This is a genomic window from Nocardia jinanensis, assembly GCF_014645735.1.
GTDB classification, from domain to species: domain Bacteria; phylum Actinomycetota; class Actinomycetes; order Mycobacteriales; family Mycobacteriaceae; genus Nocardia; species Nocardia jinanensis.
In genome coordinates, this window is sequence record NZ_BMMH01000009.1 from 167,256 (window position 1) to 189,213 (window position 21,958).

Here is a 21,958-nt window from a genome sequence, read left to right on the forward strand (position 1 = left end):
GGTCCGGATCTGTCACCAGTGTGTGCCCGGAACCCAGCGGGCGGCGCGGCGCAGGACGGTCCCCGTGCCCCGCGCGACCCGTGCTCCCGCGCGGGGGAGCGGTGCGCGCCGTGCCCGGTATCGCGGCGCGGGGCGGTGGTCGTCGATGCGGTGGACGACGGCGATGTTCTCGTCGGATGCCGCCTCGGCGGGAAGCGTCGCGACCGACGGGTCCGACGGCGACGACCCGTTCTGTTCACCCCGGGCGGCCGGGGAGTCCGGGATCATCCGGTAGTAGCGGTGCAGGACCAGGTCGCGCAGGCGCGGTGCGAACATCGCGCCGAACTCGCCGAGGGTGCCGATCGGCACATCGATACGCCGGGGTCGTTCGGTGAGCGCGCGCACGATGGTCGCGGCCGCCCATTCCGGCGATTCGGCACGTCCCTGATCGCCGGACGGGGCGATCATCGGGGTCTGGACCAGCGGCAGGTGGATGGTGGTGAAGGTGACCCCGTCCGCCATGGTCTCCACCGCCGCGACCTCGGTGAACTTGTCCAGCGCGGCCTTGCTCGCCAGATACGCGGAATACCGGGGGGTGGCCACCTGGACACCCGCGCTGCTGATGTTGACGATATGGCCGAATCCGCGCTCCCGCATCTGCGGTAGCAGTGCCAAGGTGAGTCGCAGGGCGCCGAAGTAGTTGACGGCCATGGTGCGTTCGTAATCGTGCAGCCGGTCGGTGGAGCGGTGGATGGCCCGGCGGATGGAGCGGCCGGCGTTGTTCACCAGCATGTCCACCCGGCCGTGCTCGCCGAGCAGCTTGTCCAGGGTCACCTCGACCGAGGCCGAGTCGGTGATATCGCAGGGGTAGCCGTAGGCCCGGCCGCCCGCCGCCCGGATCTCCGCCACCACGGCGGCGAGCTCGTCCTCGCGGCGGGCGAGCAGGAACACCACGGCGCCCTTCTTCGCGACCGCCTGTGCCGCGGCCCGTCCGATCCCCGACGAGGCACCGGTGATGAGGATATGCCGCCCGGTGAGGGCGTGATCGGCCTGGTAGGTCCCGGAATCGCTCATGACAGCCCCTTTGCGCAGGTCTTCCGGGGCCGAACTTACTCCAAAGTAAGAAACTCCGCCAGGGCCGATTCGGCGTTCGAAAACAGGTTCGATTTCCACTCTCTGTATTCGAACATATGTGCGATGATGGAGTCATGACGGACGATCGGATGGCGGATATCTATGCCGCGGTGCGGCTCGGCGGGGCGAATCGGGAAGCGGCGCGTCAGTCGCTACAACTGCTGTGGGATCAGCTCGGGACGGGCGGGGAACCGCTGTCCCGGAGTGTGGTGGCCCACCATCTGGCGGATGTCCAGGACACGGCCGAGGATGCGCTGCTCTGGGATACCCGGGCGCTCGACGCGGCCTTCGTACCAGGTATTCCGCTCGGCGAAGGACTACTGGGTTTCCTGCCGTCGCTGTATCTGAGCCTGGCCGACAGTCACCGGCTGGTAGGCGATTTCGACGCGGCGCGGATGCAGCTGGCGCTCGCGCGCGGGCATGCGAACATACTCGCCGACGACGCCTACGGGCAGGTGATCCGAGCGGGCGTGGATCATGTGGCGGTACTGCTGGAAGCCCAGTCCACCGAACGGGTCGCCTGCTGACGCGCGGCATGGGATGGAGCAACGGCCCGCCGAGCTGGGCCGAGATGGAGCGGGTACTGTCCGGCCGGCCGAAACCCGGACAGTTTCCCGATGGCGACGGCGGCGACGCCCCGGCCTGGAGCAACAGTCGCGGGGCGTACCTGCCCGAACCGGCGGGCCCACCGACCGGCCCGCTGGTGCCGTACGCGGAACTGCACACGCATTCGGCGTTCAGCTTCCTGGACGGGGCCTCGCAGCCGGAGGAAATGGTCGCCGAAGCCGCGCGGCTGGGGCTCTCGGCGATCGCGCTCACCGACCACAACGGCTACTACGGGGTGGTCCGGTTCGCCGAGGCCGCCGCCGAACACGGAATCGCCGCGGTATACGGAGCCGAACTCACCCTCGTGGAATCCGGCTCCCGGCGCACGGATTCGGCGCCCCGCACCGGCGAACCCGACCCGGACGGCGAACATCTGCTGGTCCTGGCGCGCGGCGAGGAGGGATACCGGCGGCTGTCGCGGCAACTCGCGGCCGCGCATATGGCGGCCGGTGAGAAAGGGATCCTGCGCTACGACCTCGATACGCTCACCGCCGCGGCCGGTGGTCACTGGCAGATACTCACCGGCTGTCGCAAGGGCCGGGTCCGGCGGGCGCTGGAACAGGACCTGCACGCGGGCGGACAGCCGCTGCGCGCCGAGGCGGCGCTACGGGAACTGTGCGAGCGGTTCGGCCCCGACCGGGTGACCGTGGAGCTCACCCGGCACGGTCTGCCCGTCGACGACGAGTGCAATACCGTGCTGGCCGCCGTCGCCGAGCGGGCCGGAGTGCCGGTGATCGCCACCACCGCGGCGCATTTCGCGACCCCCGACCGCGGCCGCCGTGCCGCGGCCCTGGCCGCCATCCGAGCCCGGCGCAGTCTCGACGATATCGCCGGCTGGCTCGCCCCGGCCGGGGGCGGGTATCTGCGTTCGGGTGCGGAGATGGCCCGGCTGTTCGCGGAATTCCCGGCTGCCGTGCCGAATTCGGTGCGGTTGGCCCGTGAATGCGCGTTCGATCTGCGATTGATCGCGCCGAGCCTGCCGCCGTTCGATGTGCCCGCCGGGCACGACGAGAACTCCTGGCTGCGCGAACTCACCCGCCGCGGCGCCGCCGACCGCTACGGGCCACCCGCCGCCGACCCGGCCGCCTACCGGCAGCTCGAACACGAACTCGCGATCGTCGCCCAGCTCGGGTTCCCGGGATACTTCCTGGTGGTGCACGATATCGTGCGTTTCTGCGCTGAGCACGACATCCTGTGCCAGGGCCGGGGATCGGCCGCCAATTCCGCGGTCTGCTATGCCATCGGCATCACCAATGTCGACCCCGTCGCGAACAAATTGCTGTTCGAACGGTTCCTCTCCCCGGAACGCGACGGGCCCCCGGATATCGATATCGATATCGAATCCGATCGCCGCGAAGAAGCGATCCAATACGTCTACCGCCGTTACGGCCGGGAGAACGCGGCACAGGTGGCGAACGTGATCACCTACCGCGGGAAATCAGCGGTCCGGGACGCGGCGCGTGCTCTCGGTTTCGCCCCCGGGCAGCAGGATGCCTGGAGTAAACAGGTGAGCCGGTGGACGGGTGTGGGGTCGGAAACCGGGACCGATATCCCCGAACCGGTACTGGCGCTGGCCGCCGATATCGAAGGCCTGCCCCGGCATCTGGGCATCCACTCCGGCGGCATGGTGATCTGTGACCGGCCCATCGCCGATGTATGCCCGGTGGAATGGGCGCGAATGCCCGGCCGCAGCGTATTGCAATGGGACAAGGACGATTGCGCCGCGGCGGGTCTGGTGAAATTCGATCTGCTGGGCCTGGGCATGCTCTCCGCCCTGCACTACATGATCGACCTGGTCCGCGACCACATCGGCGTGACGGTCGAACTGCACACTCTCGACCTCGCCGAACCCGCGGTGTACGAGATGCTGTGCCGGGCCGATTCGGTGGGTGTGTTCCAGGTGGAGTCCCGGGCGCAGATGGCGACCCTGCCGCGACTGAAACCGCGCAAATTCTTCGACCTGGTGGTCGAGGTGGCGTTGATCCGGCCCGGTCCGATCCAGGGCGGGTCGGTCCATCCCTATATCCGCCGGAAGAACGGGCTGGAAAAGGTCGTCTTCGATCACGAAGCGCTGCGGCATTCACTCGAACGCACGCTCGGGGTACCTCTCTTCCAGGAACAACTCATGCAGATGGCCGTGGACGTCGCGGGATTCACCGCCGCCGAAGCGGATCAACTGCGGCGCGCCATGGGCTCGAAACGTTCTCCCGAGAAGATGGAACGGTTACGGGGCCGGCTGTATCAGGGCATGCGCGATCTGCACGGGATAACCGGCGAACTGGCCGACCGCATCTACGAAAAACTCCGTGCCTTCGCGAATTTCGGTTTCCCGGAAAGTCATTCGCAGAGCTTCGCCGCCCTGGTGTTCTATTCCGCCTGGTTCAAACTGCACTATCCGGCCGCGTTCTGCGCCGGACTGTTGCGAGCCCAGCCGATGGGGTTCTATTCGCCGCAGTCACTGGTCGCCGACGCCCGCCGGCACGGGGTCGCGGTGCACGGGCCGGATATCAACGCCAGCGATGCCGAGGCCACCCTGGAACAGCGGGGGACCGAGGTGCGACTGGGTCTGGCGGCGGTACGGTCCATCGGCTCGGACCTCGCGGACAAGATAGTCGCGGCCCGGGCCGAAGGCGGCCCCTACACCTCGTTCCTCGACCTCACCGGACGCGTGGAAATGACCGTCCCGCAGGCGGAATCCCTGGCCACCGCCGGCGCGCTCGGCTGCCTGGGATATTCGCGACGCGAAGCGCTGTGGGCAGCCGGCGCGGCGGCCGGAGAGCGATCCGACCGCCTACCCGGGACCGGTGCCTCCACCACCACACCCGCGCTGCCCGGTATGAGCGACCTGGAACACGCCGCCGCCGACGTCTGGGCGACCGGTGTCTCGCCGGGCAGCTACCCCACCCAGTTCCTGCGCCCACGCCTCGACGCACTCGGGGTGATCCCGGCCGCCGACCTGCTCTCGGTCCCCGACGGCACCCGGGTCCTGGTCGGCGGTGCGGTGACTCACCGGCAGCGCCCCGCCACCGCCGGCGGGGTCACCTTCCTGAACCTGGAAGACGAAACGGGCATGGTGAACGTGGTGTGCTCGGCCGGACTGTGGACTCGGTACCGCCGCATCGCCCAGAGCTCCCCGGCGCTCCTGATCCGGGGGCGGATACAGAATGCGGAAGGCGCGGTCAGCATCTACGCCGAACACCTGAGCCGCCTGGATATGCGCATCAGCTCCCGCTCCCGGGATTTCTGTTGATATTGCGGCGCCTTCGGCGCCGCGGGCGGGGCCCTATTAACCCCGGTTCTTCACTCCTGCGCTCAGTCGCTGCGCTCCTTCGCTTCGTCGCTCCAGAACCGGGGCGGGCCCCGCCACTGAGGTGGACCATCCGGAGTAGTGGAAGGTGGGCGGGTCGTCTCGATCGACCTTTCCGGAGCCGAATCACGACCACACAGAAGAAATCCACCACCCGCACCGCGTCGCGCACGCGCGGACGGTCTCCAGAACTTGATCAGCCTGGTGGGCCGACGACTCCATAGGTGTTCGAGTCGCTATCGGCGGACTGCCTACCGCACATCACGAACTGTCCGGGCGCGGTGGCGCGCGCCGATGGACAGGGCGGCCTCCGGCATTCCGGTATCCGATCCCGAAATCGACCATTACGCTGCCAGCATGCGAACGCTCGGCGTGTTGTTTCTGGTCGTGTGCGGGTCGGTACTGCTCACCGGTTGTGGTGACGATTCCCATTCCGGCACAGCGGATCACTCGTTCTCCTTCGAAGAGGGCGCGCCCGCTCCTGCCACGGCCCCGGGAATCCGGGTCCAGAAAGCGCCGAGCCGGGAACAGGCTCCCGCACCTGTGCCGGACACTCCCGACCAGGCCACCGATCGCAAGGAGGTGGTCACCGGCACGGTGGATCTCACCGCCGACGACCCTGTCGCGGCCGCACAGTCCCTCGTCGACCGGGTGGCCGAACTGGACGGGCGGGTCGACCAGCGCACCGAGAACCCCGGCACCCCCGATTCCGATCCGCACGCGAATCTGGTGGTCCGTATCCCGGCCACCGATACCGACGCGTTCATCGACGGTCTGAGCGAGCTCGGCGAGATCACCCAGGTCAGCACCAACCGTGACGACGTAACCCTGCAATGGCAGGATCTCGACGCCCGCATCACCGCGCTGCGGGCCTCGGTGGACCGGCTGCGTGATCTCATGGCCCGCGCCGCCAACACCGCCGATCTGATCGCCGCCGAGGGAGCGCTGGCCGACCGGCAGGCCGAACTCGACAGCCTCACCGGGCAGCGGCGTTACCTCGACGACCAGATCTCGCTGTCCACGCTCACCGTCGATATCCAGAGCACGGCGGAGAAGACGGTCGAGGACGGGCCCGCCAACTTCTGGGACGGGGTCGTGGACGGCTGGAACTCGCTGTTCGACTGGCTGAAGGGCGCTGTGGTGTTCATCGGCCAGGTGCTGCCGTGGTTGATCTTCCTCGCCCTCATCGGTGCGATCGTCGGCGTGGTGGCCGGGTTGTTCCGCCGCCTGCGCGCTCCCCGCGCTACCACCTCGGTGGCGGCGAACAAGACCGCGCCGGCCGAGACCTCCGAGTCCGCGACCCCGCAGACCGCAGCAGAACCCGCGGAGCCCGCGGATACGGCCGCGGGGGGCGCGAGCGAGTCCACGAAGACCGGCGACGAGACCACCGGGCCCGCCACCGGATCGGACGACCAGGCCACCGGCCGGGACTGAACCGTGCCGACCACGGTCCGGCTCACCGGCGGTGCGACCTCTCGCCACAAACGGTTCGAAGTCGACGATTGATCGGCGGCCGGGTCAGACCGCGCCCGGGAACCCGTGCTGCCGCCACGCCTCGTACACCGCCACCGCGGCCGCATTGGCCAGATTCATCGACCGCCGGCCGGGCAGCATCGGGATGCGCAATTCGGCGCTGATGTGTTCATCGGCGAGAACCTCGGCCGGGAGACCCGACGGTTCGGCACCGAAGAGCAGTACGTCACCGGACCGGTAGGCGATCTCGGTGTGTGGGGTGGTGGCCCGGGTGGTGAACGCGAAAACCCGCTCGGGTCGCAGCCGCTCCCATGCGGTCGCCAGGTCCGGGTGCACCGTCACCGAGGCGAGATCGTGATAGTCCAGCCCGGCCCGGCGCAGCTTGGCCTCCGACATATCGAAACCCAGCGGTTCGATCAGATGCAGCTCACTGCCGGTCCCGGCGGCGAGCCGGATGGCGTTGCCGGTATTACCCGGTATACGAGGCTCGTGGAAGATCAATCGGAACACAGCCGATCAGTCAACCAGGTGGCAACAGCGGTCATCGAGCCGGTCAGTCGGGTAACAGCCGGAGTGGGGACGCGTGCCGGGTCCGAACTGCGCTGAAGTGCCGCAGATCGAGCGTCGCCACCTCGGTGACCTCGAGCCGTTCGGCGACAGCAAGGACCGCCGCATCCACAGCCCCCAGCGGAAAGTCCGCATACTTGCGAACCAGCTCGGCCATTCGGAGCAGGTCAGCTCGGGTGAGTTCGACGAGTTCGATCTCCTGGTTGGCGATCGATTCCAGGAAAGTGGCCTCGGCTTGCGGGCCTACGCGGGTTTCCATGAAGTAGCAAACTTCCGCGAAGACGGGCTCGGCACCAGAACGGGGCCCGGATGAGCCTCGAGGAGATCGAGGCAACGCCGGTGATCTGAGTCGTTCTTGTTGAGCACAGCGACGAGCGGACCTGTGTCACAGACGATCACTCGGCTCGACCAAGTTCCTCGCGCAGGAGGTCTTCCGACCGCTCGGCCAGATCGGATTCGGCGTGCATCACGCCCGCGAACGAGAGGTGTCGACGTCGCTTGTCCACCGGCTCGGCAGCTGCCTCTCTCTCGGGGGTGTCGGTGACCACCAGTTGCAACGCGACGGCCTGTAGCGCCCGCGCTTGGTCCGGCGTCAGCCGGTCGACCAGCCGATGCAGGTCTTCGTAGTCGTACGCTGCGGTCATAGGTGCGAGTTTAGAGGCTAGCCGACCCCTGTGCCCTGACCTCCGTAAATGCGCCGAGGTGGACATGTGGTGCCGCTGCGCCGCCCAGGCTGCTGCGGCGTACGGTAGGGCCGCCCACTCTGCACGAATCCGTTGCCGATGGTCGAATGGGCTGTCCGATTGATTCCGGAGGGAGCATTATGGCCGTGCTGCAGGGCCACGGAGGTTCAGGCGACGACGCGAGCGGGGTGAGCGATCCGGGCGGCGGTCAGGAGAAGCTCAGCCGCCAGCTCGCGAATCGACATATCCAGTTGATCGCCATCGGCGGTGCGATCGGTACCGGCCTTTTCATGGGGTCCGGTAAGACGATCTCGCTCGCCGGCCCCTCGGTGATCCTCGTCTATATGGTTATCGGCTTCTTCCTCTTCTTCGTCATGCGGGCGATGGGGGAGCTGCTGCTGTCGAACTCCGGGTACAAATCGTTCAGTGATTTCGCCGGTGATCTGCTCGGCCCGTGGGCGGGTTTCTTCACCGGATGGACCTACTGGTTCTGCTGGGTGGTCACCGGTATCGCCGATGTGGTGGCGATCGCGGGGTATGTCTCGTACTGGTGGGCGGATCTGCCGATGTGGATACCCGCGCTGGTCTGCATCCTCGTACTGCTGGTGCTCAACCTGCCCACTGTGCGCGCGTTCGGTGAGACCGAGTTCTGGTTCGCGCTGATCAAGGTGCTCGCCATCGGCGCCCTGATCGTGACCGGCCTGGTCATGGTGATCACCGGCTTCACCGGTGACAGCGGCAGCACGGCATCGCTGGCCAACCTGTGGAACGACGGCGGTTTCTTCCCGACCGGGCCCATGGGTTTCGTGGCCGGATTCCAGATCGCGGTATTCGCCTTCGTCGGGATCGAACTGGTGGGCACCACGGCGGCCGAGGCCAAGGATCCCGAACGCACCCTGCCCCGTGCGATCAATTCGATCCCGGTGCGGGTTCTGCTGTTCTACGTCGGCGCGCTGATCGTGATCTGCGCGGTGACACCGTGGCGGCTGGTCTCGGCCGACGAGAGTCCGTTCGTGGCGATGTTCTCCCTCGCCGGGCTCGGTATCGCGGCGAGCGTGGTGAACTTCGTGGTGCTGACCAGTGCCACCTCCAGCGCGAACTCGGGTATCTACTCGACTTCACGGATGGTGTACGGCCTGGCCGGTGACGGCGACGCCCCCGCTCTCTTCGGCCGGTTGTCCCGGCGCAAGGTCCCGGCCAACGCGCTGCGTTTCTCGTGCGCGTTCCTGCTGATCGGTGTGGTGCTGCTCTATGCGGGCCAGTCCATTGTGGAGGCGTTCACGGTGGTCACCACCATCTCGTCGCTGTGCTTCATGTTCGTCTGGACGATGATCCTGGCCAGTTACCTGGTGTACCGGAAGCGGCGGCCGCAACTGCACACGGCGTCGACGTTCAAAATGCCGGGCGGTGTGCCGATGGTGTACGCGGTGCTGGCCTTCTTCGTCTTCCTGGTCTGGGCGCTCACCCAGGAGAGCGACACCCTGCAGGCCCTGCTGGTGACCCCGATCTGGTTCGTGGTGCTGGGTGCGGCCTACCTGGTGGTGCGGCGCAGCCCGCACCATGCCGCGCTGCGTGAGCAGCACAAGGAGAAGGTGCTCGCCGAAACCGCCGCGCTGCGCTGATCCGTCTGCCGGGCGGTGCGGTGTTACGCACCGCCCAGGAGCAGGGCGACCGGCGTCGGCAGATCCACCACTTCGGCCCGGGCGGCGGGGATCCGTTCCAGGACCCCGCCCGCGAACACGTCGTAGAGCGGTAGCGATTCCAGATGGACGTAGCCGATATGGCAGTCGCAGAGCGCGCGCGGGCACGGCCGCGGTCGCAGCGCGTCGCGATAGGAGCCGTCGTAGAGGTTGCCGAGGGGTTCCTTCACGAAATGACAGCGCCGCACGGTGCCGTCGCCGTCGACCGACAATACCGACGACCCCGTGCGACAGGCCCGGCCCAGTGAATGGTGTGGATCCCGGCTGAACGGGAACAACGGGTCGATCGCGGTCCAGTCGGCGGCTTCGGGGTCGGTGTAGAGGTGGTCTTCGGCGGCGTTGATCCACAGGTAGACATTTCCCGGCAGGTCGGCGCGCAGTCGTCGAGCGTGCTCCAAGTGCTCGGGCAGGCCCACCACTCCGACACTGAACCGGATACCGGCGTCCGTGAGGGCGCGGGTCTTGTCCAGGAAACGCCGGTAGGGCGTTTGACCGGGGTGGTAGGTGCCCCACAGCGCGACGGTATCGCGGTCGGCCGCACCCAGCCACTCGGTGCGGCAGCTCAGATTGGTCTGGATGGCGACCCGCTGAACATGGGGTTCATGGGACAGTTCGACCAGGGCCCGGCGGTACCAGGACCGGACCAGCCCCTCACCCCACGGGGTGAACAGCACCGAGATCCGGTCGGTGCGCTGGTCGCGCACCCACGTGGTGAACCGTTCGAGCGCTGCCCGGTCGGCGCGTAACTGCTCTCGGCTGTCCCGGCGCTTGGCGAACGGGCAGTAGGGACAGTCGTAATCGCAGGAGGCCAGGGGACCGCGGTAGAGCAGGGTGAGATCCACCGCCGGTCACCGCAATTCGTATTCGGCCATGGCCGCACGGACCGCGGGGGAGAAGAACTCCGGGCCGATGGCATCGGAGTAGGCCAAACCCTCGGGGGAGAGTCGTAACAGCGCGGGACCGGTATCGGCGAGCCAGCCGCGATCGGCCAGCAATTCCAGTTCCACCGGGAAATCGGTGTGCGGGCCGGTGCCGAAACGCGCGCGGTAGTCCGCTACGGATAGGCCGTCGGCCCGCAGGATCGACTGGAGCAGATGCCGGCGCCGGGTTTCGTCCGCGTCGAGCACGCGGCCGTTGACCGCGTGCTCGAAATCGGTGGTGGAGGCATAGCTGTCGATGATGGAGCGCACCTGCTGCGCCGATACCGCGTAATCGAAGGAATAGTGCAGGCCCCGGGTGTAGGAGCGGGCCCCGCAGCCCAGGCCGATCATGCCGTCTGTCTGGCAGGAATAGTCGTCGGGTCCCGCCGCGGGAGCGTCGAGGCGCCGGAACATGCGCATGGACCGTTGTTCGTACCCGTGGGCGAGCAGATGGTCCCTGCCCTCGCGGTACAACCGCAGCCGCTGCTCGTCCCAGGCCAGATCCGCCGCGGCGCGGTCCCGCCGGGACAAACCGGTCAGCGGGCGGACATACAGCGGGTACAGGTAGATCTCTTCGGGCCGCCAGGCCAGCGCCGCGTCCAGTGAGTACCGCCAGCTCGCCGGAGTCTGGCCGTCGATCCCGTAGATCAGATCGATATTGAGGTGATCGACGGCGCTCTCGCGGATCCGGGCGAGCGCGGCCTCCACATCGGCACGTCGCTGTGGCCGGACGGCCGCGCGCGATTCGTTCTCGTCGAAACTCTGTACGCCGAGACTTATCCGGGTCGCGCCGCGTTCGGTGAGGACGGCCAGCCGGTCGGCGGTCGCGGTGGCGGGGGAGGTCTCGACCGAGAACCCGATGGCGCGCAGATCGGCACCCATGATGTGCTCGGCGATATCGCAGAGCCGGCGCAGTTCACCGGCGTCCAGGAATGTGGGTGTGCCGCCGCCGAACGCCGCGTTGGTGAAACGCGGACTCTCGGCCGTGCCGAGACACGCGCGGACGGTTTCGGCCTGGCGGGCGAGCGCGTCCAGATAGCGAGTGGTGAGGTCGGCAGGGGCGCCGACCCGGGTGAACAGATTGCAGAAACCGCAGCGTATCTCGCAGAACGGTATGTGCAGGTAGAGCGAGAGCGGATCGCGGGGCTCATCCGCCCAGACCTCGCGCAGTGCGGGGCGGGGTTCCAGCGGGCGGTAGGCCGTCTTGTGCGGATAGGCGTAGACGTAACTCTGGTAGGGCCGCGGTAATCGGGCGAGGGTACGGGTCATGCGGGGTCCTCGGAGCTTTCGTGCGCGGGGCCGTCCGGGTGCGGTTCGAGGAAGAAATGGGCATAGGGCACGGTCCACACGGATGGGTGGCCGAGCCGGTGTCCGGTGTATCCGTCCTCGCCGTAGGTCGTGCCGTGATCGGAGCAGACGATGGCGAAACAGCGGCTGCGGGCGCGCAGGGCGTCGAACAGCGGCGGGATATGACGGTCGACATAGCGCAGCGCCGCGGCGTGGGTCTCCAGGGTGTCGCCGGAGTCCCGGGTGGCGCCGGGCAGATGGAACCAGTTGGGCTGGTGCAGCGCCGAGACATTGAGGAAGAGGAACAGGCGCTGATCGGCGGGCGTCTCGGCGATCAGCCGGCGCGCGCATTCCACTTGGGCTTCGAACGAGGTCGGTGAGGCGACGGAGAAACTCGGCTCCCAGTAACTTTCGGCGAAGAGCCCGGGCAGGGTGCTGCCCAGCGCACCCTGTTTGTTGAAGAAACCGACACCGCCGATACAGACCGTGCGATAGCCGAGCACGGTCAGCGCGGTGGGCAGATCGGGCTCGTCGAAGACGAAGGTACCGGGCGCGGTCGTCTCGCTACCGGCGAATCGGGCGGCGAACAGGCGCGGATGCGGGCCGGGTGCCGCGGGGGTGGGCAGGAAACCGGCGAACATGGCCTGATGCGACGCATAGGTGAAATTGCCCGGTGCGTGGCGTTCTTCCCATGTGCCACCCGGGAGCGCCGCGGCGAGATTCGGCAGGTGGCCGGCCGCGGTCTCCGCCGCCGCGACGTCGTAACGCAAGGTGTCGAGAGTGAGCAGGAGCAGATCGTTCCGGCCGACCACCTCGTTCATATCAGGCCGGTACATGCTCGTCCTCCGGTGCGAATGCGGTGCGCACCGCACCGTACCAGCGCGCAGCGGCTGCGATCTGGGCCGCGTAGGTGTCCATCCCCACTGCGGGTGAACCGGGTAGACCGGTGATCCGGGGCAGCAGATCGCCGAACGCGTTCACCTCTGCGACCACGAATTCCCGCCAGTGCGCGGTCGGCAGCAGATCCACCCCGACGCACAGCGTGCGGGGAAAGCATGCCGCCGCCCGCTCCGCCAGTTCCAGCGCTGCGGGCCAGTGTTCGCCGGCCGCGGCGCGCACCGCGGCCGGATCGCCGCGCTCGCCGCCGAGATGCAGATTGGTGATGGGGACCGCCGATCGCCGCGCCACCATATGCGTCGCGCGGCCCGCGACGACCAGTATCCGCAGATCACACGATCGGCCCTGGAGTGAGGATTTAGGCACCCACTGTTCGATGTGCAGGCCGTCGGGGGCGAGCCGGTCCACGATCGCGGCGATCTCGGATTCGGTGCGATAGCGCCGCACCCGCAGCGAGTTGTGCAGGGCGCCGGAGAGTGTGGTCTCGACCGAGGTCGTGGCGCGAACCCCGCCCGCGGGATGCGTTTCCAGGGCGAGCACCCCCGAGGCCGACGATCCGTGCGCGATCTTCACGAACGCCCGCGCCAGGCCGGTCGCCCGCATCCGTGCCCGCAGATCATGCCAATCGCGGACCGGTGCGACCGGGCACGAGGTCGGTGAGGCGGGTACGGGAACGCCCGCGGCGGCGAGCCGCGCATGGCACAGTCGTTTGTCGAAGAGCACGGCCAGTTCCGCGGGATCGTCGAGCCGGCAGCCGCCGTGCAGCGATATGACCGCCGCGCCGAAACCGGCGTACCAGCGCGCGGTGCCCTCCACCCGGGTCGGATCGGTGACGCCGCGCAGAATGCGGTCCACCTCGGCGTGTTCGCCGGGCGAATCCAGTCGCACCAGTTCGTCGTCGGCGAAGCGGTGCCCGCCCTCGCGCAGCACGTCGAGCCACTCCACCACGCGCGGTGCGGGCAGCCCGGCCGCCACCGCCGCCGCCCGGAACGACCGGACCCGCCGGCTCTCGCCGTTACCGACCACCACCCAGCGATACGCGCCGCGACGCGCCGGAGACGGCGAGGTCATTCGCTGACGGAGACGTAGCGCCACACTTCACCGTTGTGGGAGTGGGTCTCCGCGTCCCCGGGATCCAGGTCGAGTTCGACCTTCGGGGACAGGGCTTCACGCAATCGGTCGCGGATCTCGGCACTGAGGTAGTTGTAGTGCAGGTCCAGACGTTCCAGGTGGGTGAGCGGCTGGCCACCGAGCAGCGCCGCCGCCCCGGCGTCGGTGAGGATTCCCATGGACACGTCCAGGCTTTCCAACCGAGCCACTACCGGCGCCGCGGCCAGTGCGGCGCATACGTCGTCCTGGATCTCGCTGTTGCGCAGGCCCAGATGCCGCAGCGCGGGTAGCCGGTCGCCCGCCAGGATCGGTGCGAGATCGGCGATCTCGGCATTGCCGTTGTAATTGGGTGTGCCCAGCCACAGGTCGAGGTGGGTGAGCGCCGGGAAATCGCTCGCCGCCACCCCGCGCACCACCGTCGCCGGCAGGCCGCCGGCCTGGATGGTCAGCTTCTCCAGCCGCTCGTGCCGGACGGCCGGGAAACTCAGCTGTTCCGAACCCCGGACCCCGAATTCGGTGAGTTCGGGGTAGGCGTCCAGCAGTTCGGTGACCCGACCCTGGGTGATCCAGGAGATCTCGTTTTCCTCCTGGGTGATATCACCGAGGAACAGCGCGCGCAGCGCCGGGAACCGATCGCGGGCGGCCACCAGCCGTTGCAGCACCACGTCCACCGGTTCGTAGCCGTCCTCCTCGAGATCCACCCAGGACGCGACCACGAAGGCGCGGATCCCGGTGGTGTCCACGAGTTCGAGGAAGCGATCGAACAGGTCCGTCCAGGACCCCTCCGAATCCCAGCCGATCCGCCCGACCCGCCAGGCCACCGATTCCACCGCGGGGTGGTCGAAACTCGTGGCAGCGGCGTGCTCCGGTTCCACGAGGTGCTCGGGGAAGTCGAAGACCGGCAGGCCGCCGAATTCCGCCAGATGGTGGTTGATCGTCATCGAGTGTGCCTTTCCGCGGCCGGGTCGTCTCCGGGTGTCGCGATCGTTCTACCAACACCGGCCGACACGTGCGGGCCGGGCAAGACCTTTACTCCCCACAGGAGACGAAGCGCCATACCGACCCGTCGTCCTCGACATCTTCTTCGGCGTCGTCGGGGTCCAGATCCAATTCCACACCCGCCGGTTCCAGCGTTTGCCGCAGCCGGTCGCGGATCGCCGCACTGAGGTAGTTGTAGTGCAGATCCAGACGTTTCAAATGCGTGAGCGGCTGCCCGCCGAGCAGCGCCGCGGCGCCCTGATCGGTGAGCACGCCCATCGACAGATCCAGTGTTTCGAGCCGCGCGAGCACCGGCGCCGCGGCCAGCGCGGCACACACCTCGTCCTGGATCTCGCTGTTGCGCAGGCCCAGCTGCCGCAGCGCGGGCAGCCGGTCACCGGCCAGGATCGGCGTCAGATCGGCGATCTCGCCGTCCCAACCGTATTCGCTGGTACCCAGCCACAGATCCAAAGTGGTCAGGGCCGGCAGATCACTCGCGGCGACGCCGCGCAGCACCGCGCGCGGTGTCCCGCCCGACTGGATCGTGAGCGTTTCCAGGCAGCGGTGGGTCGTCGGCGGAAACACGAGGTCGTCACTGCCGCGGATACCGAACTCACGCAGCGCGGGGTAGGCACGCAGCAGTTCGGCGGCGGGACCGGGGCGGATCCAGGAGATCTCGTTCTCCTCGCAGGTGATGTCGCCGTGGAACAGTGCGCGCAACTCCGGCAGCCGGTCCGCCGCCGCGACGACCGCCTCGACCACCGGGTCGCCGTCCGTGTGCGGGTGCGCGGCCTCGTTCACCCAGTGACCGATGATCAGCGCGCGGACCCGGGTGCCGTCCACCGTGTCCAGGAATGCCGCGAACACGTCGGCCCAGCTGCGCTTGCTCGTCCAGGAGTCCACGCTGAGCCGCCAGGCCACCGCGTCCGCCGCGGGGAGGTCGGTCGGTGTCTCCACCGATCGGGGGAAATCGAAGGCGGGCAGTCCTGCGAGTTCCGTGAGATGACTTCCGATTGCCATGGCGCCCTTCCGGCCGTGTCGATAACGAGAAGGTTCTACCAGCGTTCGGTGACCGGTGCGGGACGGCGATATCTCGCCTCGCCGCCCGCTCGTCCGGGCCGCCGGATCTGTCGGTGCGCGGCGCTATGGTCCCGGCAGCACGGCGCGAGAATGCCGTAACGGGAGGAAATCACATGTATCGCCAGGGAGACGTCCTGATCGTTCCGGTCGCGGAGGTCGCGGTGTCCGAAGCCGTGGCGGCGTGGCAGCCGGCCCGCCGGGATGCCCGGGGCCGGATGGTGCTGGCGCTCGGCGAGGTGACCGGGCACGCGCACGCCATCGCCTCGCCCGGCACGCTGTTCCCCGAACCGCACCGGCCGGACGCCATGGTGCTGCACCTGCCCGAGGGCGGCCGGCTGGTGCACGAGGAACATTCCGCGATCACCCTGCCGAAAGGGTGGTACCGCGTGGTGCGCCAGCGCGAATACGTACCGGGTTCCGTACGCATCGTCGCGGACTGATACCCGGCCACCGAAACCCCAGGACGAGAACAGGACCGAGAGAACTGTGACCGAATACGCCAAGTGGCGGGCTCTTTCCGCCGTAACCGGCCCGGGCGACCGGGCAGCCGCCGAACGAGGGGTGCGGCTCGCCTACGAACGGGCCGGTCTGCGCGCACCCGAACGGATCCGCTGGGCCCGTTCGCCGTTGGACGCGGTGCGCATGCTGTCGGCGGAGGCGTTGTCAGGGGAGGCGGGTGCCTCGGTACGGGAGCGGGTACGCAGTGCCCCCTGGGCCGCCGAGCGCGACCGGCTGCACACCGCACTGGGCGCCCGGGAATTCGCCCGGCACTGGCAGGCCACCGGAGCCGGGCTCTGGGAGCTGACCGAACCCGTCGTGAGCCGGATCCGGGACGGTGTGGTCGCCGCGGTGGCCCCCGGATCGGCGGAACCGGCCGACGAGCCGGAACTCGCTCGTCCGGCCGGGCAGGAGGAACTGCGGGCGCGGCTGTTGTTGCTGGACGCGGTGATGGGCCAGCACGACGCCGCCTGGTTGTGCGCTTTCGACACCGCCCCGGGCACCCCGCTGGAAGGACTGGCCGCGGTGGCGCGCGAGGCGGGCTGGTGGTGGCCGTACGAGAATCTCGCGGTGATCAGCGAACGGCCCACCGCGCTGTACCGCGACGAAGCCGGCCGCCTGGACCGTGCCGACGGTCCGGCGGTGGGTTACTCCGACGATTTCGCCCTGTACGCGTGGCGGGGGATGCCGGTACCCGGCGATTTCCTGGCCGGGCTCGCCTCGCTCACCGCCGACCGCATCCGCACCGAGGAGAACGCGGAGCTGCGCCGGGTGATGCTCGAGTTCTACGGATACGACCGGTACCTCGCGGAGTCCGGCGCCGAACCCGTACAACGCGACGAGACCGGAATCCTCTGGCGGATCCCGCTGACCGACGACGAGGATGTCGTCATGGTCGAGGTGGTCAATTCGACCCCCGAACCCGACGGCACCAGCCGCACCTACTGGCTGCGGGTGCCGCCCACCACCCGGACCGCGCGGGAGGGTGTCGCCTGGACGTTCGGCGTCACCGAAGCGGACTACGAACCGCTCGTGCAGACCTGAACATCCGGATCTGGAACAATCGCCCTCGTGACCGACGCCGCGACTGGAACCGACGACGATCCCGGCACCGGCAACCGATGGGCCGGTTTCTTCCGCTGCCACCTGCCGATGGTCGTGGTGGCGGTGGTGGTGCTGATCGCCGTGGTTTTCGTCGCCCAGGATCGGTGGCGTCGCGGTGCCTTCTTCTTCGGCGGTGCCACCCTCATCGCGGCCGCGTTCCGGCTGTGCCTGCCGACAGCCCGGGTCGGCCTGCTGGCCGTACGCAGCAAACCGTTCGATGTGGGCGCGCTGACACTACTGGGCGGTGCCGTCGTCTTCCTCGCCGCGACCATCAACACCCTCGGCGTGGGCTGACCGTTCCTTGACCGGGACGGCCGCCCGAGCCGGGACTCAGCGTCCGCCGCGGGCCAGGTTCATCGTCTGGACCAGCAGTTTGCCGATGGCGGCCGCCTCGGTGAGGAAGGCGTCGTGGCCGTCGCGGGAGGCGATGACCTCGAAATGCCGGCAACCGGGCAGCCCGTCGGCCAGTTCCTGCTGCGTGTGCAGGGGGTACAGGCGATCGGAGTCGATACCGCCCACGATGCACGGCACCTCGGTGGAGGCCATGGCTGCCTCGATACCGCCACGGTCGCGGCCGATATCGTGGCGGTTCATCGCCTCGCTCAGCAGCACATAGGTCGCCGGGTCGAAACGCCGGCTCAGCTTCTCGGCCTGGTATTCCAGGTAGCTCTGCACCGCGTAGCGACCCCCGTTCCGGGGGTCCTCGCCCTCCTGCGGGCTGTTGGCGAACCGGCTGTCCAGTTCGATCTCGGTGCGGTAGGTGAGGTGTGCGATCCGCCGCGCGATACCCATCCCGGCCAACGGTGTGCGGCCGGTGCCGTGGTAGTCGCCGCCCTGCCAGTCCGGATCGCTGGTGATCGCCGCGATCTGGGTGCTCTGGGTGCCGATCTGGTCGGCGGTGGCCCGCGGGCCCACCGCGAGGATCAGCGCGGCGGCCAGGCGTTGCGGGGCCAGCAGCATCCATTCGAGGACGCGCATACCGCCCATCGATCCGCCGACCGCCGCGGCCGGCCCGGGCACACCCAGCAGGTCGAACAGTTTCAGTTCGGCGGTCACCTGATCCCGGATGGAGATCTCCGGAAAACGCGAACCCCACGGCTTGCCGTCCGGCGCCGGTGAGGCCGGGCCGGTGCTGCCCTGACACCCGCCGAGCACATTGGTCGCGACAACACACCACTCGTCGGTATCGATCGGCGCCCCCGGGCCTACCATCCCGTTCCACCATCCGGCTTGTGGATGGTCGGCGGTGGGCTCACCCGCGACATGGGAATCGCCGGTGAGCGCGTGCTCGACGAGCACGATGTTGTCCATGGCCGACGACAGCTCGCCCCAGCGTTGAACGGCCAGCCGGACCTGCGGCAACCGGGCGCCGTTCTCCAGGGTGAGGTCGCCGATATCCACATGGCCGAGGGTGCCGTCGGGCGGGGGTAACTGGGCCACGGGACGAGCCGTGGTCGATTCGGTGCCCACCTTCACGCGAGGACTTCCGCCGAACCGCCGGCCCGGAGTGATGCTCGGAGCGTATGAATCGTCGCTGTGGGTCCGGTGGTGCGGGGACAGGGGGCGCTGGAGGCGGCCGACGGGGTCCGGCGGGTCGCTCCGGCAGCGACCGCACCCGGGACGCTGTGATCGGTCATATCGTGCTCCAGAAAATGGGGGATTTCTCGTCGAATCGTGAGAACGCCGCTATCAAGGCGACCAGCACCGGCACAAATCGACAACCTCCTGACGTGCGCTTGCTCCCGGCTCTCGGAAGCCCGGTCATCACCCGGAGCACCCCACCGCAGCAGGAGGGTTGCCGGCCAGCGAGCCGGGGCTTGGCGCTGGCGCTCATGACCTGCCGAATATGGTAGCCGGGCGCCTATACGGATCGAAATCGGCATACGTGCCCACCGGGTAATCTTGTGGCGAGATTCACCCCTGTGAGATCTCACTACCGGGGCTGGCTGCACCGTGAGACCATCGCAAGCAGTACGCTCGTCTTGGTTACATCCGACGTCTCGTGGACAACGCGGGATGTATACGTTGTCTGTTGAACAGCTGGGGTCCGCTCACAAGCGTTTTCGCCTGGCCGTGCAATGAGGGCACCAGTCTTAGGAGGACACGAAGATCCATGTCCAAGATCAAGGTTGAAGGTACCGTCGTAGAACTCGACGGCGACGAGATGACTCGGATCATCTGGCAGTTCATCAAGGACAAGCTGATCCATCCGTACCTCGACGTGAACCTCGAGTACTACGACCTCGGCATCGAGTACCGCGACAAGACCGACGACCAGGTCACCGTGGACGCTGCCAATGCCATCAAACAGCACGGTGTCGGCGTCAAATGCGCGACGATCACCCCCGATGAGGCCCGGGTCGAGGAATTCGGCCTCAAGAAGATGTGGCGTTCGCCCAACGGCACCATCCGCAACATTCTCGGCGGCACCATCTTCCGCGCGCCGATCATCATCTCCAACGTTCCGCGCCTGGTGCCGGGCTGGACCAAGCCGATCATCATCGGCCGTCACGCCTTCGGCGACCAGTACCGCGCCACCGACTTCAAGGTCTTCCAGGCCGGCACCGTCACCCTCACCTTCACCCCGGAGGACGGTAGCGAGCCCATCGTGCACGAGGTCGTGCAGATGCCGGAGGACGGCGGCGTCGTCATGGGTATGTACAACTTCAAGAAGTCCATCGAGGACTTCGCGCGCGCTTCGTTCAACTACGGGCTGCAGCAGAACTACCCGGTCTACATGTCGACCAAGAACACCATCCTCAAGGCCTACGACGGCATGTTCAAGGACACCTTCGAGGAAGTGTTCGAAGCCGAGTTCAAGAGCCAGTTCGAGGCGGCCGGCCTCACCTACGAGCACCGGCTGATCGACGATATGGTCGCCTCCTCCATGAAATGGGAGGGCGGCTATGTCTGGGCCTGCAAGAACTACGACGGTGATGTGCAGTCCGATACCGTGGCGCAGGGCTTCGGGTCGCTCGGCCTGATGACCTCTGTGCTGCTGACCCCGGACGGTCAGACCTGCGAGGCCGAGGCCGCGCACGGCACGGTCACCCGGCACTACCGCCAGCACCAGCAGGGCAAGCCGACCTCGACCAACCCGATCGCGTCGATCTTCGCCTGGACCCGCGGCCTCGAACACCGCGGCAAGCTGGACAACAACCCCGAGGTCATCGGTTTCTCGCAGACCCTCGAGGATGTCGTCATCAAGACCGTCGAGGGCGGGCAGATGACCAAGGACCTCGCGGCACTGGTCGGCGGGGATCAGGGGTACCTCACCACCGAGGAGTTCCTGGCGGCGCTGGACGCCAACCTGGCCCGCGCGCTGAAGTAGGAGCGTTCGGAAAACCGACCCCGCCTCTGTCGGTGCCTGCCTGCACATGTGCTCGCCGGCTCCAGGGAGACGGGGTCGTGTCGTCGGCGCGCCCTCTGGTGTGACCGGTGGTGGGTGCGCCGGGTTTCGACGCAGCGGCGGTCTTATGCCCCCCGAAGGGGTAGCCGCCCGTGTTTGTCGGCCGGGGGCCCGCGGGCCAAGATTGCCCATGCCTGGATGGCCGCACGAGCGCACATACGAGACCAGTTTCCGCCGCCGTAACCGCTCGAGGGGACGCCGATGATCGATGGTTTCCGCCGGGCGATCGGGGAGGTGGTCGAGCGGTTGGGTGCGGTGATCGCGGGGACCGGTGTGGAAGTCGTACGCCGCTATCGAGGGACCGGTACCGGAATCCAGACCGGCGTATCGGTGACGAAGAGCGCGGAGGCCGGCGGCCGTGCCGATATCGACCGAGAGAACCGCGAGGTGCGAGCTGAGGCGGCCGGGACGGGCGGCGCATCGTCGCGTCTGATGTCGGTGGACGAACTCACCACTCGTATCCTCGCCGCCGAACGATCCGGGGAGCCCGAGCTCCGAACGCCGGATCATATGTTCTCCATGAACAGCGAAACCGATCTCTTCGTCTATCCGGATGGGTTCGAGGTGGTGCGCAAGGTCGGCCTCGCCCCGGCGCAGCGGTCCGCCGAAATTCTCGCCGCCGCGGTCGGTCGTGCGATCGGAGCCCCGGTTGCGCCGGTTGTGGCGGGAACTCACGACAGCGTGTTGATGCAGCGGCTGCCAGGGCGTATCGAACCCGGGACCACAGACGATCCGGGTGCTCGCGAAGCCATGAAGGCGCTCGCGGACACCCCCGGCGCGCGAAAACTCGGTTTGCTGGATGTACTCGTCCGTAACTGGGACCGGCCCGGCAATTGGTTGCGAGACGGTGATCGGGTCTACGGGTTCGACCATGCCGAAGCATTTCGTGCAGACAGGGATTTCGAGTCCGAATCGAACCCGTTCACCAGCCACTACGGGGCGCCGGGCGCTCCCGATACGGGCCGGTGGAACGAGTGGAAGCCGAACGATCTGAGTCGGGCAGAACTGGACCGCTACGAAGCCGAGATCGTGGCACTGCGGCCGCTTTTCGAAGAACATGCCCGGTTGGATTGGGCTACCGGAGGGCAGCCTCTGGCCTGGCACGACGGCGTTCTCTCGCGACTCGGCACTGTGCGCGAGCACGCCACCCGTCCGTGACCTCGCCCTTGGCGGGCGACCATCATCGTGGCATGCGACGGATTTCGCCGGATCGCAGCGCGGCGGGC

The 21,958-nt window shown here is 68.0% G+C and carries 20 protein-coding genes and 1 riboswitch; of the genes, 9 read left to right on the top strand and 11 right to left on the bottom strand.

What is annotated here, in order from left to right; translation table 11 throughout:
* Window positions 1–12 precede the first annotated feature (12 nt).
* A complete protein-coding gene (locus IEY68_RS21475; protein ID WP_062998906.1) occupies window positions 13–1,053 on the bottom strand; it encodes an SDR family NAD(P)-dependent oxidoreductase in 1,041 nt (346 codons plus the stop codon).
* Between the two features lie 134 nt (window positions 1,054–1,187).
* Between IEY68_RS21475 and IEY68_RS21480 the strand changes: the two genes are divergently transcribed.
* The 3 genes from IEY68_RS21480 to IEY68_RS21490 all read left to right on the top strand — a co-directional run bounded on the left by IEY68_RS21480 (window position 1,188) and on the right by IEY68_RS21490 (window position 6,460).
* The gene (locus IEY68_RS21480; protein ID WP_189094421.1) at window positions 1,188–1,640 is read left to right on the top strand and encodes a hypothetical protein; all 453 of its coding nucleotides are present in this window, start codon (window positions 1,188–1,190) and stop codon (window positions 1,638–1,640) included.
* An 8-nt stretch (window positions 1,641–1,648) separates the two neighbouring features.
* Complete coding sequence (locus IEY68_RS21485) at window positions 1,649–4,969, top strand: error-prone DNA polymerase (protein WP_062998904.1); 3,321 nt, start codon at window positions 1,649–1,651, stop codon at window positions 4,967–4,969.
* A gap of 414 nt (window positions 4,970–5,383) precedes the next feature.
* The gene (locus IEY68_RS21490; RefSeq protein WP_229718903.1) at window positions 5,384–6,460 is read left to right on the top strand and encodes a DUF4349 domain-containing protein; all 1,077 of its coding nucleotides are present in this window, start codon (window positions 5,384–5,386) and stop codon (window positions 6,458–6,460) included.
* Window positions 6,461–6,544: 84 nt separating this feature from the next.
* Here the strand turns inward: IEY68_RS21490 and IEY68_RS21495 are convergent, their stop codons facing one another.
* The 3 genes from IEY68_RS21495 to IEY68_RS21505 all read right to left on the bottom strand — a co-directional run bounded on the left by IEY68_RS21495 (window position 6,545) and on the right by IEY68_RS21505 (window position 7,710).
* Window positions 6,545–7,009, bottom strand: coding sequence for a tRNA (cytidine(34)-2'-O)-methyltransferase (locus IEY68_RS21495; RefSeq protein WP_062998896.1), 465 nt, complete (start codon window positions 7,007–7,009; stop codon window positions 6,545–6,547).
* A 43-nt stretch (window positions 7,010–7,052) separates the two neighbouring features.
* Window positions 7,053–7,325, bottom strand: coding sequence for a PIN domain-containing protein (locus tag IEY68_RS21500; RefSeq protein WP_229718904.1), 273 nt, complete (start codon window positions 7,323–7,325; stop codon window positions 7,053–7,055).
* 136 nt (window positions 7,326–7,461) lie between these two features.
* Complete coding sequence (locus IEY68_RS21505) at window positions 7,462–7,710, bottom strand: hypothetical protein (RefSeq protein ID WP_062998894.1); 249 nt, start codon at window positions 7,708–7,710, stop codon at window positions 7,462–7,464.
* A 179-nt stretch (window positions 7,711–7,889) separates the two neighbouring features.
* On the opposite strand from IEY68_RS21505, the gene cycA reads away from it, so the two are divergent.
* Complete coding sequence (gene cycA, locus IEY68_RS21510; RefSeq protein ID WP_229718905.1) at window positions 7,890–9,371, top strand: D-serine/D-alanine/glycine transporter; 1,482 nt, start codon at window positions 7,890–7,892, stop codon at window positions 9,369–9,371.
* Window positions 9,372–9,394: 23 nt separating this feature from the next.
* Here the strand turns inward: cycA and IEY68_RS21515 are convergent, their stop codons facing one another.
* The 6 genes from IEY68_RS21515 to IEY68_RS21540 form a co-directional block, all read right to left on the bottom strand.
* The gene (locus IEY68_RS21515; protein WP_062998888.1) at window positions 9,395–10,291 is read right to left on the bottom strand and encodes an STM4011 family radical SAM protein; all 897 of its coding nucleotides are present in this window, start codon (window positions 10,289–10,291) and stop codon (window positions 9,395–9,397) included.
* A 6-nt stretch (window positions 10,292–10,297) separates the two neighbouring features.
* A complete protein-coding gene (locus IEY68_RS21520; RefSeq protein ID WP_062998886.1) occupies window positions 10,298–11,638 on the bottom strand; it encodes an STM4012 family radical SAM protein in 1,341 nt (446 codons plus the stop codon).
* Window positions 11,635–12,477, bottom strand: coding sequence for an STM4013/SEN3800 family hydrolase (locus tag IEY68_RS21525; protein ID WP_062998884.1), 843 nt, complete (start codon window positions 12,475–12,477; stop codon window positions 11,635–11,637). Before IEY68_RS21525 ends, IEY68_RS21520 begins: the two co-directional genes overlap by 4 nt.
* A gap of 1 nt (window position 12,478) precedes the next feature.
* Window positions 12,479–13,624 carry an STM4014 family protein gene (locus IEY68_RS21530; protein ID WP_062998882.1) on the bottom strand — a complete coding sequence of 382 codons (1,146 nt, stop codon included), beginning with the start codon at window positions 13,622–13,624 and terminating at the stop codon, window positions 12,479–12,481.
* Window positions 13,621–14,604 (bottom strand): STM4015 family protein, encoded by a 984-nt coding sequence (locus IEY68_RS21535; RefSeq protein WP_062998880.1) that lies wholly within the window; start codon window positions 14,602–14,604, stop codon window positions 13,621–13,623. Before IEY68_RS21535 ends, IEY68_RS21530 begins: the two co-directional genes overlap by 4 nt.
* A gap of 88 nt (window positions 14,605–14,692) precedes the next feature.
* Window positions 14,693–15,661, bottom strand: a complete 969-nt coding sequence (locus tag IEY68_RS21540) for an STM4015 family protein (protein ID WP_062998878.1) — start codon at window positions 15,659–15,661, stop codon at window positions 14,693–14,695.
* 173 nt (window positions 15,662–15,834) lie between these two features.
* Here IEY68_RS21540 and IEY68_RS21545 point away from each other — a divergent pair, with 173 nt between their 5' ends.
* The 3 genes from IEY68_RS21545 to IEY68_RS21555 all read left to right on the top strand — a co-directional run bounded on the left by IEY68_RS21545 (window position 15,835) and on the right by IEY68_RS21555 (window position 17,617).
* Window positions 15,835–16,161, top strand: a complete 327-nt coding sequence (locus IEY68_RS21545) for a DUF8820 family protein (protein WP_062998876.1) — start codon at window positions 15,835–15,837, stop codon at window positions 16,159–16,161.
* A 46-nt stretch (window positions 16,162–16,207) separates the two neighbouring features.
* The gene (locus tag IEY68_RS21550; RefSeq protein WP_062998874.1) at window positions 16,208–17,263 is read left to right on the top strand and encodes a DUF6745 domain-containing protein; all 1,056 of its coding nucleotides are present in this window, start codon (window positions 16,208–16,210) and stop codon (window positions 17,261–17,263) included.
* A gap of 108 nt (window positions 17,264–17,371) precedes the next feature.
* Window positions 17,372–17,617 carry a DUF3017 domain-containing protein gene (locus IEY68_RS21555; protein ID WP_084487403.1) on the top strand — a complete coding sequence of 82 codons (246 nt, stop codon included), beginning with the start codon at window positions 17,372–17,374 and terminating at the stop codon, window positions 17,615–17,617.
* Window positions 17,618–17,653: 36 nt separating this feature from the next.
* On the opposite strand, the gene metX is transcribed toward IEY68_RS21555, so the two are convergent.
* Window positions 17,654–18,799 (bottom strand): homoserine O-acetyltransferase MetX, encoded by a 1,146-nt coding sequence (gene metX, locus IEY68_RS21560; RefSeq protein ID WP_189094422.1) that lies wholly within the window; start codon window positions 18,797–18,799, stop codon window positions 17,654–17,656.
* Between the two features lie 251 nt (window positions 18,800–19,050).
* Window positions 19,051–19,161: riboswitch (SAM riboswitch) on the bottom strand.
* A 275-nt stretch (window positions 19,162–19,436) separates the two neighbouring features.
* On the opposite strand from metX, the gene IEY68_RS21565 reads away from it, so the two are divergent.
* Window positions 19,437–20,654 (top strand): NADP-dependent isocitrate dehydrogenase, encoded by a 1,218-nt coding sequence (locus IEY68_RS21565; protein WP_062998869.1) that lies wholly within the window; start codon window positions 19,437–19,439, stop codon window positions 20,652–20,654.
* A 279-nt stretch (window positions 20,655–20,933) separates the two neighbouring features.
* On the top strand, window positions 20,934–21,890 hold the full coding sequence (locus IEY68_RS21570; RefSeq protein WP_062998867.1) for a hypothetical protein: 957 nt from the start codon (window positions 20,934–20,936) through the stop codon (window positions 21,888–21,890).
* The last annotated feature ends 68 nt before the right edge of the window (window positions 21,891–21,958 follow it).